This window comes from Nocardia terpenica (assembly GCF_013186535.1).
Classification (GTDB): Bacteria; Actinomycetota; Actinomycetes; order Mycobacteriales; family Mycobacteriaceae; genus Nocardia; species Nocardia terpenica.
On the sequence record NZ_JABMCZ010000005.1, the window covers coordinates 542,094 to 559,006 of the forward strand.

The window sequence follows — 16,913 nt, forward strand, 5'->3', positions numbered from 1 at the left end:
GAAACCACCGGACGCCATCGATGCTAGGCCGCCGACCCGGCCCGGAGGGGCCTTTCAGGAGCGGTCGCGGCGCAGCACGAAGAAGTACGGGTCCCGCATGCCGCGCATGTCCATCACGCCGAGCAGGGTCTCGTCATCGACCAGGCGGAACACGTCGATGATGGGCAGGTGGTCGTAAATCATTGCCGCGCCGACCTTTCCGCGGAACTCCAGGTTGCGCAGGCGGGCCCGCGGCGCGCGGGTGCGCAGGATCGGGCGCAGCACCGGCAGCAGGGTGCGGGCCAGCCGCACGCCCGACTGCGGGACGCGGCCCGCCAGGACCAGCGGGACGCGGCGGGGATCGATCGGGAACACCGCGCCGTCCGCGCCCGCGAACAGCAGCGGCTGCACGACCTCGGCCGAGTCGAACTGCTTTCCGTACCAACCGGATTCGACCAGCACCCCGGCCCACGGATGTCCGGTGTCGAGTTCGTCGCCGCCCCAGCGCCCGGTGGTGATCTCGTCGACGCGGACCGCGGGCAGGCTGTCGAACAGCTCCCACGCCTGCCCCGGGGTGCAACCGCCGAACCGCAGTTCGCGCAACCGTGCCGTGGGCGTATCGGTGCCGGTCATCCCGTCCTCCTCGACATGCGAACGAAAGACATATTTCCGTGACGATATCTCACCCCGGGCCGCCTCGACGTGATCCACGCCACTTCGCTCGGCGCTAGACCTGAACTGCAGTTGAGGAAGCAGGATGGTTACCGTCACGCCGTGACACCCGATCCCCCGGGCCGCAGGAGGTCCGGGTGCGCCCCCGCCGGTTTCCGTACACCCCCGGCGGGGGCGCATACAGTTCGATTCGCGTCATTAGGCTGGGAGTCGTGCAGACCAGCCTGCAGGCACATGTGGTGGCCGCCAACGCTCTCACCGGGCGCTGGTGCGCCGCGGCGGGCAGCGGCGATTTCGTCCTGTCCGGATGTGGCGCGTGGCCGCTGCTGGCCCTGCTCGCCGACGCCGCGGCCGGGCCGGGCCGCGCGGAACTGGCTGCGGCCGTGGGACTCCCGGCCGACGAGGCGCGCGCCGCGGCCGTGCGCCTGCTCACCGATATCGAGGCGGCCGACACCGTCGCCGCCGCGCTGGGCGTGTGGGTACGCCGCGATATCGCGCTGCGCGAGCGGTGGGTGCGCGCGCTGCCCGCCGACACCGTGGGCACCCTCACCGGGCAGGCGGATCTCGATGCGTGGGCGAGCGGGCACACCGGCGGGCTCATCGACCGCTTCCCGCTGACCGTCACCCCCGACACGCTGCTCACCCTGGCCACCGCCGTCGTCGCCAAGACCGCGTGGCGCGAGCCGTTCCACGACGATGTCCTCGAACCGCAGGACGGCCCCTGGCGCGGGCATCGCGGACCGGGGCTGTTCCGGCACTCGCGCGGCCTCGGCGACGCCTCGATCCTGCGCGGTGGCGTGCCGGTGACGCGCATCGATGTCCGCGGCGGCGGCGATCTGGATGTCCATCTGCTACTCGGCGAGGCGGACCCGGGCGAGGTGCTCGGCATCGGGCTGGGCGCGCTCGACGGTTCGGTGGAGGCCAGGACCGATCTGCCCATCGGCACCCGGGGGCCGGGCCTGATCGTCCGGGAGACCCGGGCCGTCGCCGACACGGTACGACTCGCGGTGCCGCCGTTCGCCATTCGCAGCTCACACGACCTCCTGAGCCTGCCCGCCGTCTTCGGTCTGTCCGACACGGCGCGCTCCGGCGGCTTCCCGGCCATCTCCGACACGCCCCTGCGCGTGGATCGAGCGGCCCAGCAGGCCCTGGCCCGCTTCACCCGCGAGGGTTTCGAAGCCGCCGCGGTCACGGCCGTCCAGATGGTCCGAGCCGCCCTGGCCCACCCCCGCCCGGCCGTGGAAATCTCGGCAACCTTCGACCGCCCCTTCGGCTTCCTCGCCGTCCATCGACCGACCGGCCTGGTGATCGTCGCGGGATGGGTGGCGACACCTCCGCTGTGAAAGATCGCGTCCGGTGAGATCGCGGCCCGGCGGGTGGTCGCATATCGGACTTCCGGACGGGTCCGCGGCGACCGAGCAGCTACGGATCGGTCTGCTGACATGATGGTGGCGTGGTCGAGCAGGTCGAGGAGCAGCCGGAAGTCGGTGACGCGGGCCCGAAACCGGCGTGGCGGCCGAGCCTGCTGGATTGGGTTCGGGTGGGGTTGCTGGTCGGTGGGTTGCTGTGTGTGGCAACCGGATTGCTGCCGCGGGCGGAGGCCGCGGCGAATATGCGGCGGATCGGGCCGCTGCTGCTGTTTCTGGGCAGTGTGATCGTGCTGGCGCATCTGGCCCGGCGGGCGCGGGTGTTCGACGTCATCGCGCATCGGGTGGCCATCGTGGGGCGCGGCAACTATGCGGCACTGTTCGTGCTGTGCGTGCTGTTCGCCGCGGCGACCACGGCGGTGCTCAATCTGGATACGACCGCGGTGCTGCTCACCCCGGTCATGCTGGCGCTGGCCGGGCCCGCGCGCATCGCCCCGCTGCCGCTGGCGATGACGACGCTGTGGCTGGCCAATACCGCGAGCCTGCTGCTGCCGGTGTCCAATCTCACCAACCTGCTGGCGGCGAATCGGGTCGGGCTGGACGGCACCGGATTCGCGGCGCGCCTGTGGCTGCCGCAGCTGGCGTCGATCGTGGTGACCATGGCTTGCCTGTGGGTGTGGTACTGGCGGCGACGCCGACGCGGCGCGGACCGGTACCTGCCCCCGCGGCCGGTGCGGCCCGCGAACGGACGTGAGCGGGCGCTGCTGTACACGACCGCGGCGGCCTGCCTGCTGTTCATTGCCGCGATTCCGGTCGTCGGCGACCGGATCGGGCTCGCCGCCACCGTCGCCGCGGCGGTCGCCGTGGCGGCCTTCGCGATTCTCGATCGCGCGGCGCTGCGCTGGTCGCTGATTCCGTGGCAGCTGCTGATCTTCGTGATCGGCCTGTTCCTGGTGGTGCCGACGCTGGGCCGGTGGGGCCTGTCGGATCTGATGCACGCGCTGATCGGCACCGATCCCGGTGCGGCCGGGGCATTCCGGGCCGCGGCCGCGGGAGCCGGGCTGGCCGATGTCGCCAACAATCTGCCCGCCTACACCGCCGGAGAGGCCGTCGTCCCCGTGGCGAATCGGAATCAGTTGCTGGCGTTGCTGATCGGCACCAATGTGGGATCGGTGGTCACGCCGTGGGCGTCGCTCGCCACGCTGCTGTGCCTGGAGTTCTGTCGCACCCACGGCGTCCGGGTGCCCATGCGCCGCTTCGTCGCGACCGGATTCGCGCTCGCGGTGACCGCCACGGCGGCCGCGGTCGGCGCGCTTCTACTCACCGGATAAACGACATCCGCCCGCCCCGACGATGGTCGGAGCGGGCGGACGTCCTGTGCGCTTACGCCTCGGGGTCGGAGCGGTCGGCGACGCGGGTGGCCGCGGCCGCGGCCCGGACCTGCGGGGCCACCTCGACCACGCGGCCGAGCACGCCGTTCACGAAACCCGGGGAGTCGTCGGTGGACAGCTCCTTGGCCAGCTCCACCGCCTCGTCGACGGCCACCACCGGCGGCACGTCGGTGGCGTGGAACAGCTCCCACACCGCCACCCGCAGAATGGCGCGGTCCACGGCGGGCAGCCGGGGCAGCGTCCAGTCCTGCAGGTAGGACTCGATGGTGGCGTCGACCCGGTCCAGATCGTCGGCGACGCCCTCGACCAGGGTGCCGGTGTAGGGGTTCACCGGCGCGACCTGCTCGTCGCGGACCGACAGCTGCACGCGCTCGGCGAGCAGCTCGGCCGGGTCGATATCGCGGGCCTCGGCCTCGAACAGCAGGTCCACCGCGCGGCGGCGGGCCTTGTGCCGGGCTCCGAGCTTCTTGTACTGGGACTTCTTGTCCGCAGGCTGATCCGCCACAGTCACCAGATTAGGCGCTGACACGGCCGAGGTAGCTGCCGTCGCGCGAGTCGATCTTCAGCTTGTCACCCTGGTTGATGAACAGCGGAACCTGCACCTCGGCGCCGGTCTCCAGGGTGGCCGGCTTGGTGCCGGCGCTGGAGCGGTCGCCCTGCAGGCCCGGCTCGGTGTGGGTGACCTCGAGCTCGACGGTGACCGGGAGCTCCACGTAGAGCACCTCACCCTCGTGCGTCGCCACCTGCACCGACATGTTCTCCAGCAGGAACTTCTCGGCGCCGCCCAGCACCTGGCCGCTGATGTGGATCTGGTCGAAGGTGTCGCCGTCCATGAAGATGTAGTCCGACCCGTCGTGGTACAGGTAGGTCATGTCCCGGCGGTCGACGGTCGCGGTCTCGACCTTGACGCCCGCGTTGAACGTCTTGTCGACCACCTTGCCGGACAGCACGTTCTTCAGCTTGGTGCGCACGAAGGCGGGACCCTTACCCGGCTTCACATGCTGGAACTCGACGATCTGCTGGAGATTGCCGTCGATCTTCAGCACGAGGCCGTTCTTGAAGTCACTCGTGTCCGCCACTGTCCTCGGGTCTCCTGTTCTCGGGCGACCGGCGTCAGTCGACGACGGTCAACTCTTTGCTGGTAAGCGTAAGCAGTTCGGGCCCCCCGTCGCGAACCACGAGCGTATCCTCGATTCGGACTCCGCCGCGGCCGGGGAAATACACACCTGGCTCGACGGTTAACGCCACGCCTCCGAGGAGTGTACCCGTGCCCGTCTTGGCGAGCCCGGGCGCTTCGTGGATACGAAGGCCGACGCCGTGGCCGAGCCCGTGCACGAACAACTCCCCGTGGCCCGCGGCCTCGATCACCGAGCGCGCGGCGGCATCGACATCCGCGCAGGCCACACCCGGTTTCAGGGCCTCGCGACCGGCCTTCTGCGCGGCATACACCAGCTCGTACACCTCCCGCTGCCAGTCGCTGGGCTCGCCGAGCACCAGGGTGCGGGTCATGTCGGAGTGGTAGCCGCCGATCTTCGCGCCGAAGTCCAGTTTGACGAAGTCGCCCGCGGCCAGCACCGCGTCGGTGGGGCGGTGGTGCGGGACCGCGGAGTTCGCGCCGGTGGCGACGATGGTCTCGAAGGCGACCGCCTCGGCGCCGTGCTCGAACATCAACCATTCCAGCTCGCGCGCGACCTGCCGCTCGGTGCGACCCGGGCGTAACCCGCCGCGCTCGAGCAGGGTGGCCAGGGCGGCGTCGGCGGCGGCGCAGGCGGCCCGCAGCCGTTCGACCTCGTAGGCGTCCTTGACCAGCCGCAGCTGTTCGACCAGATGCGGCGCCGGGACCAGTTCCAGGCCGGTGCCCTGTTCGACGAAGGCGTGGTGCTCCTCGACGGTGACGACGTGGCTCTCGAAGCCGACCCGCCCGGTCTGCCACTCCCCGGCCAGTTCGACGATGCGGCGCGCGCTGGCGCGGGCGATCTCAGCGCGCAGGTCCGGCACCTGCTCGCCGACCTGGGTGATGTAGCGGCCGTCGGTGCAGATCACGGTGCGGTCCTCGGCGGTGTCCCACGAGTACACCAGCAGCGCCGCGTTGGACCCGGTGAAGCCGGTCAGGTACCTGATGTTGACCAGATCGGTTACCAGCAGGGCGTCGACCCCGTTCTCCACCAACAGGTTCCGCAGCGCGGCACGCCGGGCCGCGTAATCGGGGCGCGGGGCGCCGTGATCACCAGACATGGATTCCACGCTACCGCTGCGGGGCCGCACCATGTCCATCCGTCTCGAAGATGTCGACCTGGTGGCGGGATTGCTACCCACTGCCTGTTCACACCTGTTGGAGTTGTCCACATTTCGTGATCGAGACTCCCACGGCGGCCGCGCGGGCATCACCATGGTCGACATGACGGTCCTCGCCCTGCTCGTGCTGTTCGGCTGGTGTGCCGCGCTGAGCGTGGCCGATCTGCGGTGGCGGCGGCTGCCGAATCCGCTCACCCTCGGCGGGGCGGTGGCGATCCTCGGCTACGCGCTCGCGCACGGGCAGGGGGTAGCGGCCGCGGCGGGCGCGTTACTGCTGGCGGGGCCGTACCTGGTCGTGCATCTGGCCGCCCCGGCCGCGTGCGGGGCGGGCGATGTGAAGCTGGCCGTCGGCCTGGGCGCGGCGGCGGCGTGCGGGGGCGGCGGGGCGTGGGTGTGGGCGGCGCTGGCGGCCCCGGCGCTCACCGCGCTGCTCGGTGTCGTCGCGATCCTGGTGCGCACCTGCCGGATCCGCGCCGCGCCCGGCCCGAGCCCGCTGCCGCACGGGCCGTCGATGTGTCTGTCGACCCTGGTGGCCCTGCTGGTGGCGCGATGACCGCCGGTCGCGGCGTCGTCCGTGGTCGCGCGCGAAATCGGCGGTCGTGGCACCCTCATGGTGGACCGCATGTCCGAGTACCCCTGCTGACGTGGAAAGATGGATGCCGTGCTGCGCTGGATTACTGCCGGAGAGTCCCATGGTCCCGCCCTCGTCGCGATCCTCGAGGGGATGGTGGCCGGAGTCGAGGTGACCTCCGCCGATATCGGTGCGCAGCTGGCGCGCCGCCGGCTCGGATACGGGCGCGGCGCGCGCATGAAGTTCGAGGCCGACCAGGTGACCGTGCTCGGCGGGGTCCGGCACGGCCGCACCATGGGCGGTCCGGTCGCCATCCAGATCGCAAACTCGGAGTGGCCCAAGTGGACCGAGGTCATGTCCGCCGATCCGGTCGACGAGGCCGAGCTCGCCGAGATGGCCCGCAATGCCCCGCTCACCCGGCCGCGCCCCGGGCACGCCGACTACTCGGGCATGCTCAAGTACGGCTTCGACGACGCCCGCCCGGTGCTCGAGCGCGCCAGCGCCCGCGAGACGGCCGCACGCGTCGCGGTGGGCACGGTGGCACGCAACTTCCTGCGCCAGGCGCTGGGCGTGGAGGTGGTCTCGCACGTGATCTCGATCGGAACCGCCCGCGCCGCAGCGGGTCTGGTGCCGACGGCCGCGGATCTGCCCGCCGTGGACGACAGCCCGGTGCGCGCCTTCGACTCCGAGGCCGAGGCGGCGATGATCGCCGAGATCGAGGCCGCCAAGAAGGACGGCGACACCCTCGGCGGCGTGGTGGAGGTCGTGATCGAGGGCCTGCCGGTCGGCCTGGGCTCGTTCACCAGCGGTGAGAATCGCCTCGACTCCCGGCTCGCGGGGGCACTCATGGGCATTCAGGCCATCAAGGGCGTCGAGGTCGGCGACGGTTTCGAGACCGCGCGCCGCCGCGGCAGCCAGGCCCACGACGAGATGCGCCCCGGCCCCGACGGGGTGCTGCGCTCCACCAATCGGGCCGGGGGCCTCGAGGGCGGCATGACCAACGGCGAGCCGCTGCGGGTGCGAGCCGCCATGAAGCCGATCTCGACGGTGCCGCGGGCGCTGTCGACGGTCGATATGGCCACCGGCGACGAGGCCGTCGCCATCCATCAACGGTCGGACGTGTGCGCGGTGCCCGCCGCCGGGGTGGTCGCCGAGGCGATGGTGGCCCTGGTGGTCGCGCAGGCGACGCTGGAGAAGTTCGGCGGCGATTCGCTGCCGGAGACGGCCGACAACATCACCAGCTACCTGAAACGGATCAACGCGCGCCCGCACATTCCGGGCACCGTCACCTCATGATCGTGCCGACCGACCCGCGCCCGCCGTGTGTGGTGGTGCTGGTCGGGCCGCCGGGCGCGGGCAAGTCGACGATCGGCCGCAAGCTCGCCAAGGAACTCGGCGTCGAACTGTTCGACACCGATGCCGGGATCGAGGAGGAGACCGGGCGCACCATCCCGGAGATCTTCGCCACCGACGGCGAGCCGGAGTTCCGGCGCATCGAGGAACAGGTGGTGCGCCGCGCGATCCTCGCCGAGCGCGGCGTGGTGTCGCTCGGCGGCGGCGCGGTACTGTCCGAAGCGACCCGGGACCTGCTGCGCGGGCGCACGGTCGTGTATCTGGAAATCAGTGTGGCGGAGGGGCTTCGGCGCACCGGCGCCGCCACGCACCGGCCGCTGCTGGTCGGCGACGACCCGGCCGCGAAGTACCGGGAGCTGATGCGTCGGCGACGGCCGCTCTACCGCGAGGTGGCGAGCGTGCGCGTGCGCACCGACGGCCGCAGCCCGGGCCGGGTGGTGCGCAACATCCTGGCCAGGCTGGGACTGGAACCGACCGAACCGCGTCCGGAACCGCAGACGCCGCAGCGGCCCGAAGGTGAGGGCACCAGCCGCCGGGCCCGCGCCCGGCGGCGCCGACGACGCCGGGGCAAAGGGGCCGACAATGGTGCGGCGGAGGCGAATTCGCAGACATCGAGCGGTGCGGACGGCGCGGGCACCGACGACGGTGGCGAGGCCGCGCCCAAGCGCCGGTCCCGGCGATCCCGGCGGGGTGGGCGTCGCCGACCTCGAAGCGCCGTCGCGGGCGTGGACACTGCGGTCTCCGGACCGGCTTCGCTCGCCGATGATGCTGGCGATCAACAGGATTCAACGGACGCGAAGTCGTCCCAGCCGGGCACGGGCCGACCGACCTCCGATGGTGACGGCCCGACCAGGTCGTCGTCTCGTCGTTCCCGACGCCGCCGAGCGGCCGTCCGCGCCGCGGGCGCACCCGGCGCTGGAGTGGTGACAGCGTCGGATGGCGCGGCACAATCGGATTCGCGGGCGGAGGCGACGGACGGCCGGTCTCGTCGCACCGCGTCCCGACCGGCCGGGCCGCCGGTCGCCGCTCCGGCGACGACCACGGCGGGTTCCCCCGCCAATGGGCGGCATCCCGACTCCAACCCCACTCCCCCTCCGGCACAGCCGGATTCGCCCGGCGAGCCCGCGCCCGGCACCGGACGCTCCCGCCGCGCGCGGGCGCGCCGGGCGCGCACCCGCACCCTACGAGCACGAGAAGAATCGGAGCAGATCACATGACCGAGCCGAGCCGCATCGAGGTCCGCACCGCCGACCCGTATCCGGTGATCATCGGGCGGGGCCTGCTCGGCGATCTGGTCGAGCAGGTGACCGGACAGTCCGGCGTGCGCACCGTCGCCATCTTCCATCAGCCGCCGCTCACCGAGACCGCCGAGGTGGTCCGGCAGGCGCTGGCCGATCGGGACATCGACGCGCATCGCATCGAGATTCCCGACGCCGAGGCCGGGAAGGATCTGCCGGTGGCCGGGTTCTGCTGGGAGGTGCTGGGCCGGATCGGGCTCACCCGCCGCGACGTGATCGTGAGCCTCGGCGGTGGGGCCGCCACCGATCTCGCCGGATTCGTCGCCGCCACCTGGATGCGCGGGGTGCGGATCGTGCACGTGCCGACCACGCTGCTGGCCATGGTCGACGCGGCGGTCGGCGGCAAGACCGGGATCAATACCGAGGCCGGGAAGAATCTGGTCGGCTGCTTCCACGAGCCCGCCGCGGTGCTGGTGGACCTGGCGACGTTGGAAACGGTGCCGCGCAACGAGATCGTGGCCGGAATGGCCGAGATCATCAAGGCCGGTTTCATCGCCGACCCGGTGATCCTGGACCTCATCGAGCGCGATCCGCAGGCCGCGCTGGACCCGGCCGGTGCGGTGCTTCCCGAACTGGTCCGCCGCGCCATCCGGGTGAAGGCCGACGTGGTGGCCGCCGACCTCAAGGAGGCGGCCCTGCGCGAAATCCTCAACTACGGCCACACCCTGGGCCACGCCATCGAGCGCCGCGAACGCTACCGCTGGCGGCACGGCGCCGCGGTCTCCGTGGGCCTGGTCTTCGCCGCCGAACTCGGCCGCCTGGCGGGCCGCCTCGACGACGCCACCGCCGACCGCCACCGCACCATCCTCGACAGCGTCGGCCTCCCCACCACCTACGACGCCGACGCCCTCCCCCAACTCCTAGACACCATGCAAACCGACAAGAAAACCCGCTCCGGCGTCCTCCGCTTCGTCGTCCTCGACGGCCTGGCCAAACCCGGCCGCCTGGAAGGCCCCGACCCCTCCCTCCTAGCCGCCGCCTACGCCACCATCGCCCGCGAAGACACCCCCACCAGCGGCGCAATCCTCCTGTAGACAAAACAACCCAACGAAATACACCGCGGCCGGAACCAATTCCCCCCGGCCGCACCCAAACCCGCGCCCACCGAGATCGACACCCCATCCCGGCGCGCCAACCCGATCATCCCAGCGTGCCGCACCAACCGCGCCCCCGGCGTGCCCGCTCCAACCTCGCCACCCCGGCGCGTCCGCTCCAACCCCGCCACCCCGGCGCGTCCGCTCCAACCCCGCCACCCCGGCGCGTCCGCTCCAACCCCGCCACCCCGGCGCGTCCGCTCCAACCCCGCCACCTCAGCGTGCCCGCTCTAACCCGCCAGCCCAACTTGCCCGCACCAACCCCATCAGCCCAACTTGCCCGCGCCAACCCTTCAAGCCCGGCCTGCCCGCATCAACCGTCACCCCGGCGCGCTTTTGGCCGGGGTCCATCGGAACCTGCTGCGTATCAGTAGATTCCGGACAGAGCATGCCGGAATGACGGCGGCGGCCTAGAGCGTGCCGGAATGACGGTGGTCGAATGATGGCGGCCGGTGGCGACATCGCATCTTGAACCGCAGTAACTATCTCGACGGAAGTCGGGCCGACGAAACCCGTTGTGCCCGATACGAATAACCTGGGCGCGGGCGGTCGACTTGTGAGCGCGAGCCGTGTGGGCGGAGGTGGTCAGGCTGGGGTGGGGGCGGGTTCGAGGGGAGCTTCGGCGGTTTTCTTGGCTTCGCGGGTTACCAGGAAGCGGCCTATGGTGACGCCGAGCATGGCGGGGATGAAGACGAGCAGGATTATGAAGGAGGCGCCTGCGGTCAGTTCGAAGCCCAGGCCGTTGTCGCCGAGATCGAAGGTGGGGATGAAGTCGAGGAGCCAGGCGAGGATGCCTGCGCCGAGGCCGCCTGCTATGGCGGCTTTGAGCCAGCGCATGGTGAGGTCGGTGCTGCCGCGTTCGGGGTCGGGGTTGGCGCGGCGGTCGGTGCGGCCGTCCAGCAGGCCCCAGGTCACGACGGCGGCGAGCAGGACGATCAGGCAGAGCACCCGCATCCAGGAGCCGTTGGTCGGCCAGTAGATCATTGCGAAGCCGAGGACGGTTCGCAGGATCACGGTCAGCGCCCCGAGCACTGTGGCGCGCAACACCCACGCATTCATGCCGAACACCTTAACCCGACCTTCGGCCGGGACAGACAGCAACCGTGTTGATCCCGGCCAAAAGCACGCCGGGACCAAGGTGAAAGCCCGCCGGGACCAAGGGCGACAGCCCACCACACCAAGAGCGGAAACACGCCGGGATCTAAGGCGAAAGCATGCCGGAACCAAGGGCGAAAGCACCCGGGACCAAGAGTGACAGTGCCGGAATCGCGGGTTACCCGGCCAGGGCGGCGGCCATCTCTGCGCGTGGGGCGGGGTGTCCGGTGAACTGCTCCACCTGGCCGTATGCTTGGTTCAGCAGCATCTGTAGCCCGTCGATCACCGTGTGTCCGGCGCGGGTCACGGCTTGGGCCAGCGGGGTTGGCCACGGGTCGTAGATGGCGTCTAGGACCACCGGTGCGGCGGCGATCGAATCGGCCACGGCCGCAGCGCCGTTCGCGGGTACGGTGCTCACCGCGGCCTCGGCCCGCGCGCACGCCGAGCGCACCCCTGCGGGATCGAAGCCGGTCACCGTGACGGTCATGCCGAGCCGCTCGGCCAGCTCCCGGGTACTCGCGGCCCGCTCCGCATCGCGCGCCACCACGGTCACCCCGGTCGCGCCCAGCTCCGCCAGCGCGAGCAGGGCGGGCCGGGCGGTGCCGCCCGCCCCGATCACCACCGCATGCCCGACCTTCTCGACCCCGCCGCCCTGTAGCGCCCCGCGCACACCGTCGATATCGGTGCAGTCCGCGCGCCAGCCGGTGGCCGTGCGCACCAGGGTGTTCGCGGAACCGACCAGCTCCGCGCGCTCGGTGCGCTCGTCCGCGTACTCGAGCGCCGCGACCTTCCCGGGCATGGTCACCGACAGGCCGACCCATTCGGGGCCGAGGCCGTCGACCAGTCCGGGCAGCTGCTCGGCGGTGCACTCGATGCGCTCGTAGCTCCAGTCCAGCCCCAGCGCGCGATACGCGGCCAGGTGCAACCGGGGTGAGCGGGAGTGGGAGATCGGGCTGCCCAGCACGGCCGCCCGGCGATGGTCGCCGGGCACGGCCGCGCCGCTACCGCGGGGTGCCCTGTCCATGTTCGTTGTCCAGGATTCCGCTCTGCTGGGCGAGCTTCACATTCTTCTGATGCTCCGTGTAGTTGTCGGTGAACAGGGTCTCCCCGTTCTTGTTGACCGTCACGAAGTACAGCCACGAGCCCTCGGCGGGTTTCTCCATCGCGCGCAAGGCATCCAGCGACGGCGAGGAGATCGGTGTCGCCGGGAGACCGGTCATGGCGTAGGTGTTCCACGGCGTCTGCGTGGTGCGGGCCTGATCGGTGGTGGCGACCGCGGTCTGGTCCAGCGTGTAGTTCACCGTCGAGTCGAATTCCAGTTTCTGGTTGTCCCGCAACCGGTTCAGGATCACCCGCGCCACCTTCGGCATGTCGCTGACCTGCACCTCACGCTCCACCAGCGAGGCCCCGATAATGGTCTGATAGGGCGTGAGCCCGTTCGACCCGCCGGACTGCACGATGCCCGTCGACTCGTAGGAGCGCGCGCTGGCGGAGACCAGCTGCTTGAGGATCTGCTGCGGCGTGCCGGTGGGATCGAAATCCCAGCTGCCCGCGGCGATCAGGCCCTCGAGCTGCCTGCTGCGATCGGGTACCTTGCTGACCGCGTCCATCGCCCAGGCGGGCACGCCCAGCGACGCCAGATCGGTGCTCCCGCCCGCGGCGTCCAACTGCTCGTAGGTGACGCACTTCTTGTCGGTTCCGGTGCCGACGCAGCTGGCTTCGGCGATCTTGCGGTATATGCCGTCGTTGCGGGCATGGGTGTTCGCATCGGTGGAATCGTGCAGGCGTTTGCCCTCGGCGACCACCACATTGCCCACCCGCGCCTGCTTACCGACCAGCGCCGCCACCGCATCCGCGCCCTTGCTGTGCGTGGGCACCGCGTAGTAGCCGGGCTGCACCGACTGGATGGACGAATTACGCACGGCCGCTTCGTAGAAGGCGCCGGTGCTTTCGACCACGCCCTTGGCGACCATGGTCTTGGCGATGTCCTCGGAGGTGTCGCCGCGCTGCACCTGGACCACCGCCAGCGGACCGGTCGGCCCGGAGAAATCCGCCGGACCACCCAGTCTGCCGATGAACTTGTAGCCCGCGTACCCACCGGCCGCGACGAACAGCACCAGGAACACGCCGCCGAGGATCAGCAGATTCCGGCGGCGGCGACGGCGCTCGGCCGCCTTGCGGGACGCGACCCGGGAGCGGCGGCTGCGCGTCGGCTGGCTCCGGCCGCCGCGCTCCTCGCCCCGCCCGCGTTCGTCACCGCGGCCTCGCCGCTGATCGGCGCGGCCGCCGCGCTGCGGCCGCCGGGGCGGCAGGTCCGGCGGCGGGTCGTCGTCGGAGTAGCGCGGGATGACGGTGGTGTCGTCCTCGTAATCGTCCCAGTCGTCGGCCGGTGCGGCGCGATGGGCGGCCCGGCCGCGCGGCGGCGGGTAGTCCTCGGGATCGTCGTCGTAGTCGCCCCAGTCGTGGTCGGACCGGCGGTAGCGGCGTTGCTCGGACTGCTGCCGATAACGTTCCTCGGCGCGCGCCCAGCGGTCGTTCATCCGACCACCTCGTCGCCTGCGTCATCGGCCGACCTCAACACCGCACTCCGTTCGTCCAACCATCCCTGCAGTATCGACACGGCCGCCGCCTGGTCGATCATCTGCCGCTGGCCACGCGCGCGAACTCCGCTGTCCCGCAATGCACGTGCAGCTGACACGGTAGTCAAACGTTCGTCGGAAAGTCGTATCGGCACACCAGGAATCAAGGGCCGCAAACGATTCGCGAAGGTGGTCGCCAGCCGGGCGGAGGCGCCGTTCTCCCCGCGCAACGTGCGAGGCAGGCCGACGATGACCTCGACGGCCTCGTACTCCCGCACAATCTCGGCAATCCGATTCAGATCGGTTGCCGGACGCCCCTTTCCGCCCTTGGCGCGCGGCACGGTCTCCACCGGTGTGGCGAGAATTCCGTCCGGATCACAGGATGCGACCCCGATCCGGACGGTCCCCACATCGATGGCGATGCGGCGGCCCCGCCCCGGATCGCTGGTTCTGGTGGGCCGGTCGGCGTGTGCGACCGGCTCCGACGACTCCGAATGCTCGGAATTGCCCATCACCCGGCGAGCTCGGCCACCCGTGCCCGCACCGCGGCCAGCCCGGCCGCGATCCCCGACGGGTCCGACCCGGCGCCCTGCGCCATCTCCGGCTTCCCGCCGCCACGCCCGGCAATGCTCGGGCCGAAGGCGCCGACCAGATCACCGGCCTTGAAACCGAGCTCCTGCGCGGCCTTGTTCACGGTGACCACGAACGGCACCTTGCCGTCGGCGTTGCCGAGCAGCACCACCACGGCGGGTTGGCTACCGAAGCGGCCGCGAATGTCGGTGGCCAGGGTGCGCAGATCGCCCGCGCCGACGCCCTCGGGCGCCGCGGCCGCGACCAGCAGCACCGCGCCGACGCGCTGCGCCTCGTCCACGAACGTGCCCGCCGACGACAGCACCGCGGCGAGTTTGGTGCGCTCGAGCTCCTTCTCGGCGACCTTGAGCCGCTCGACCAGCTGCTCGACGCGCCCGGGCACCTCCTCGGTGGGCACCTTCAGCGATGCGGCGACACCGGCGAGTAGCGCGCGCTCCTTGGCCAGATACCGATAGGAGTCCAGGCCGACGAACGCCTCCACGCGCCGCACACCCGAACCCACCGACGACTCGCCGAGCAGGGTGATCGGGCCGATCTCCGAGGAGTGCCGGACGTGGGTGCCGCCGCACAGCTCCATCGAGAACGGTCCGCCGATCTCCACCACGCGCACCTGATCGCCGTAGTTCTCGCCGAACAGCGCCAGCGCGCCCATGGCCTTGGCCTTGGGCAGATCGGTGACGAAGGTGTTGACCGGGAAGTCGGAGCCGACCGCGTCGTTGGACACGGCCTCGATATCGGCCTTCTGCGCCTCCGACAGCTGGCCCTGCCAGTTGAAGTCGAAGCGCAGGTAGCCGGGCTTGTTCAGCGAACCGGCCTGGACGGCGTTGGGGCCGAGCACCTGCCGCAGCGCGGCGTGCACCATGTGCGTGCCGGAGTGGCCCTGGGTGGCGCCGCGCCGCCAGGCCGGATCGACCTGGGCTAGCACGGTGTCGCCCTCGGTGATCTGCCCCTGTTCGACGGTGGTCTTGTGCACCCACAGCTTCTTGGCGATCTTCTGCACGTCGTCGACGCGCAGCCGCACCCCGCTCGCGGTGAGCGTGCCGTGGTCGGCGATCTGGCCGCCGGATTCGGCGTAGAGCGGGCTGCGGTCCAGGATCACCTCGACGTCCTGACCGGCGACCGCGGTCGGGACCCGCACGCCGTCGGAGATCAACGCCAGCACCCTGGCCTCCGTGATCAGCTCGTCGAAGCCGGTGAACTCGGTGGCGCCGCGGTCGACGAGCTCCTTGTAGATCGACAGGTCGGCGTGGGCGTGCTTGCGGGCCTGCGCATCCTCCTTGGCGCGGCGGCGCTGCTCGGCCATCAGCGACCGGAAGCCCGCCTCGTCGACCTCGAGCCCGGCCTCGGCGGCCATCTCCAGGGTCAGGTCGATCGGGAAGCCGTAGGTGTCGTGCAGGGTGAACGCGTCCGAACCGGCAATCCGCTTGCCGCCGTGGGACTTCACCTCGGCGACGGTGTCGTCGAACAGCTTCGAGCCGGTGGTCAGCGTCTTGAGGAAGGCCGATTCCTCGCCCACCGCAACGGTTTCGATGCGTTTGAAGTCGGTGGCGAGTTCCGGGTAGGAGGGGGCCATGAGGTCGCTGACGACCGTCATGAACTCGCTCATGACCGGCCGCTGCGCGCCGAGCAGGCGGGCCGAGCGCACGATGCGGCGCAGCAGGCGGCGCAGCACGTAGCCGCGGCCGTCGTTGCCCGGGTTCACGCCGTCGGCGATCAGCATGGCCGCGGTGCGGGCGTGATCGGCGATGACGCGGAAGCGCACGTCGTCGGCGTGCTCGACGCCGTACGCCTTGCCCGTCAGCTCCTCGGCGCGGGCGATGATCGGGCGCAGCAGGTCGGTCTCGTAGACGTTGTCCACGCCCTGCAGCAGCATGGCGACGCGTTCGACGCCCATGCCGGTGTCGATGTTCTTCTTCGGCAGCGATCCGACCGGCGGGTGGCCCTCCTTCGGGCTCAGCTCGCCGCGGACGTCCTGCATGAACACCAGGTTCCAGATCTCGAGGTAGCGGTCCTCGTCGGCGACCGGGCCGCCCTCGCGGCCGTACTCCGGGCCGCGGTCGAAGTAGATCTCCGAGCACGGACCGCCGGGACCGGGCACGCCCATGTCCCAGTAGTTGTCCTTGCCGTCGCGGAACTGGATGCGCTCCTTGGGAATTCCCGCGACCCGGTGCCAGATCTCGGCGGCCTCCGGGTCGCTTTCGTAGGCGGTGACCCAGATGCGTTCGGGATCGAAGCCGTAGCCGCCCTCCTCCTGGGACTTGGTGATCAGCTCCCAGGCGAAGGTGATGGCCCCCTCCTTGAAGTAGTCGCCGAAGGAGAAGTTGCCCGCCATCTGGAAGAACGTGTTGTGCCGGGTGGTGACGCCGACCTCTTCGATATCGCCGGTGCGGACGCACTTCTGGACGCTGGTCGCCCGCGGGAACGGCGCCGCCTCCTGGCCCAGGAAATACGGCTTGAACTGGACCATGCCTGCGTTGACGAACAGCAGGTTGGGGTCGGGCAGGATCAGCGAGGCACTGGGGACCTCGGTATGCCCGGCACGTACGAAATGCTCCAGGAAGCGCCGTCGAATCTCGTGGGTCTGCACAACCATCCAGCCTACCGGGAACGATCCATCGAGTTTTCCGG

At 70.8% G+C, this 16,913-nt stretch carries 14 protein-coding genes and 1 pseudogene; 6 read left to right on the forward strand and 9 right to left on the reverse strand.

Translation table 11 applies throughout. The features are described 5' to 3' along the window. Positions 1-54 precede the first annotated feature (54 nt). Positions 55-612, reverse strand: coding sequence for a DUF4334 domain-containing protein (locus HPY32_RS38410; protein ID WP_067588173.1), 558 nt, complete (start codon positions 610-612; stop codon positions 55-57). Positions 613-863: 251 nt separating this feature from the next. On the opposite strand from HPY32_RS38410, the gene HPY32_RS38415 reads away from it, so the two are divergent. After that, complete coding sequence (locus HPY32_RS38415) at positions 864-1,994, forward strand: serpin family protein (RefSeq protein WP_067588171.1); 1,131 nt, start codon at positions 864-866, stop codon at positions 1,992-1,994. A 110-nt stretch (positions 1,995-2,104) separates the two neighbouring features. Beyond that, the gene (locus tag HPY32_RS38420; protein ID WP_067588169.1) at positions 2,105-3,349 is read left to right on the forward strand and encodes an ArsB/NhaD family transporter; all 1,245 of its coding nucleotides are present in this window, start codon (positions 2,105-2,107) and stop codon (positions 3,347-3,349) included. A 52-nt stretch (positions 3,350-3,401) separates the two neighbouring features. On the opposite strand, the gene nusB is transcribed toward HPY32_RS38420, so the two are convergent. The 3 genes from nusB to HPY32_RS38435 are packed head-to-tail and all read right to left on the reverse strand — an operon-like array spanning position 3,402 to position 5,644. After that, on the reverse strand, positions 3,402-3,914 hold the full coding sequence (gene nusB, locus HPY32_RS38425) for a transcription antitermination factor NusB (protein WP_067595820.1): 513 nt from the start codon (positions 3,912-3,914) through the stop codon (positions 3,402-3,404). Positions 3,915-3,924: 10 nt separating this feature from the next. Beyond that, complete coding sequence (gene efp / locus HPY32_RS38430; protein ID WP_067588168.1) at positions 3,925-4,488, reverse strand: elongation factor P; 564 nt, start codon at positions 4,486-4,488, stop codon at positions 3,925-3,927. A gap of 34 nt (positions 4,489-4,522) precedes the next feature. Then, positions 4,523-5,644 carry a M24 family metallopeptidase gene (locus HPY32_RS38435; protein WP_067595819.1) on the reverse strand — a complete coding sequence of 374 codons (1,122 nt, stop codon included), beginning with the start codon at positions 5,642-5,644 and terminating at the stop codon, positions 4,523-4,525. Between HPY32_RS38435 and HPY32_RS38440 the strand changes: the two genes are divergently transcribed. From HPY32_RS38440 to aroB, 4 genes and pseudogenes are all read left to right on the forward strand, one after another. Continuing rightward, complete coding sequence (locus HPY32_RS38440; protein ID WP_228785833.1) at positions 5,643-6,257, forward strand: prepilin peptidase; 615 nt, start codon at positions 5,643-5,645, stop codon at positions 6,255-6,257. The genes HPY32_RS38435 and HPY32_RS38440 overlap by 2 nt on opposite strands. A 99-nt stretch (positions 6,258-6,356) precedes the next feature. Continuing rightward, positions 6,357-7,571, forward strand: coding sequence for a chorismate synthase (gene aroC, locus HPY32_RS38445; protein WP_067588166.1), 1,215 nt, complete (start codon positions 6,357-6,359; stop codon positions 7,569-7,571). Continuing rightward, positions 7,568-8,089 (forward strand): annotated as a pseudogene (locus tag HPY32_RS45310) (shikimate kinase); the annotation flags it as partial. The gene aroC and the pseudogene HPY32_RS45310, both read left to right, overlap by 4 nt. A 752-nt stretch (positions 8,090-8,841) precedes the next feature. Beyond that, positions 8,842-9,960, forward strand: coding sequence for a 3-dehydroquinate synthase (gene aroB, locus HPY32_RS38455; protein ID WP_067595817.1), 1,119 nt, complete (start codon positions 8,842-8,844; stop codon positions 9,958-9,960). A 645-nt stretch (positions 9,961-10,605) separates the two neighbouring features. On the opposite strand, the gene HPY32_RS38460 is transcribed toward aroB, so the two are convergent. From HPY32_RS38460 to alaS, 5 genes are all read right to left on the reverse strand, one after another. Further along, entirely contained in the window at positions 10,606-11,079 is a 474-nt protein-coding gene (locus tag HPY32_RS38460) for a B-4DMT family transporter (protein ID WP_067588164.1), read from the reverse strand. Between the two features lie 214 nt (positions 11,080-11,293). Beyond that, the gene (locus HPY32_RS38465) at positions 11,294-12,139 is read right to left on the reverse strand and encodes a shikimate dehydrogenase (protein WP_067588162.1); all 846 of its coding nucleotides are present in this window, start codon (positions 12,137-12,139) and stop codon (positions 11,294-11,296) included. Further along, positions 12,117-13,655, reverse strand: a complete 1,539-nt coding sequence (gene mltG, locus HPY32_RS38470) for an endolytic transglycosylase MltG (protein WP_067588160.1) — start codon at positions 13,653-13,655, stop codon at positions 12,117-12,119. Before mltG ends, HPY32_RS38465 begins: the two co-directional genes overlap by 23 nt. Continuing rightward, positions 13,652-14,206 carry a Holliday junction resolvase RuvX gene (gene ruvX / locus HPY32_RS38475; protein WP_067588158.1) on the reverse strand — a complete coding sequence of 185 codons (555 nt, stop codon included), beginning with the start codon at positions 14,204-14,206 and terminating at the stop codon, positions 13,652-13,654. Before ruvX ends, mltG begins: the two co-directional genes overlap by 4 nt. Then, positions 14,206-16,872, reverse strand: coding sequence for an alanine--tRNA ligase (alaS, locus tag HPY32_RS38480; protein ID WP_067595816.1), 2,667 nt, complete (start codon positions 16,870-16,872; stop codon positions 14,206-14,208). Before alaS ends, ruvX begins: the two co-directional genes overlap by 1 nt. Positions 16,873-16,913: the final 41 nt, after the last annotated feature.